Annotated in this window: 1 protein-coding gene; it reads right to left on the minus strand. The window is 70.4% G+C overall.

The window, feature by feature from the left end; translation table 11 throughout:
• The coding region (locus DSC45_RS13725; RefSeq protein WP_119291204.1) for an IS481 family transposase at positions 1 to 789 on the minus strand (789 nt) is incomplete at its 3' end.
• Between the last annotated feature and the right edge of the window lie 106 nt (positions 790 to 895).

An 895-nucleotide genomic window follows, 5' to 3' on the forward strand; every position in this document is an offset into this window, starting at 1 on the left:
TTTGCGGTGGAAGCGTTCGACTTTGCCGTTGGTCTGCGGCCGCCAAGGGCGGGTCCAGCGCGGACTGATGCCCAGCTCACGGCAGGTCTGTTGCCAGGTGTTCTTGGTGTAGGACCAGGCGTTGTCGGTCAGTACGCGCTCGACGGTGATGCCGCGGGCGGCGAACCAGGCGGTGGCGCGGATGAGGAAGCCGGCGCAGGTTGCGGCCTTCTCGTCGGGCAGGTCCTCGGTGTAGGCGAGGCGGGAGTGGTCGTCCAGCGCGGTGTGCAGATAGGCCAGTCCGACGCCGCTGCGGTTCTTGCGGCCCGCCGCGCGGCCGAGTGTCTTGTGGCCGCCGCCGTCGGGGATCCGCCCGAGTTTCTTGACGTCGATGTGGACGAGTTCGCCGGGCCGGGCGCGTTCATAGCGTCGGATTGGTTCACCGGTGGCCCGGTCCAGTGTGGCCAGGGCGGGCAGCTGGTGGCGTGCCAGGATGCGGTGCGCGGTCGAGGCGGCGATGTGGCAGCGGGCGGCCAGCCGCACCGGTCCGATGCGGTGTTCACGCCGCAACCGCACGACCTGTGCTTCGACGGCGGCCGCAGTACGGCGGGGCTGGCGGTGCGGGCGGCTGGACCGGTCACCCATCCCGGCCTCGCCCAAGTGCTGGTAGCGCCCGGCCCAGCGGGCCGCAGTGGTGTGGCTGACCTGGAACCGTTCCGCAGCTCGGCGCAGCGGCCAGCCGTCCTCCACCACACAACGGGCCAGACGCAGTCTCCCGGTCGGCGTCAGCGGGGCATTACGGTGGACCACGAGGGCCTCCTGAGGCTCGGCGTAGATGTCGCAATCCACACCGAACCCAGAAGGCCCTCACCCATGCAAGACCACCCCGCTGTCACCAACGTCCCGGGACAGCACA

Origin of the sequence: Streptomyces sp. YIM 130001, assembly GCF_003574445.1 — a bacterium.
Classification (GTDB): domain Bacteria; phylum Actinomycetota; class Actinomycetes; order Streptomycetales; family Streptomycetaceae; genus Streptomyces.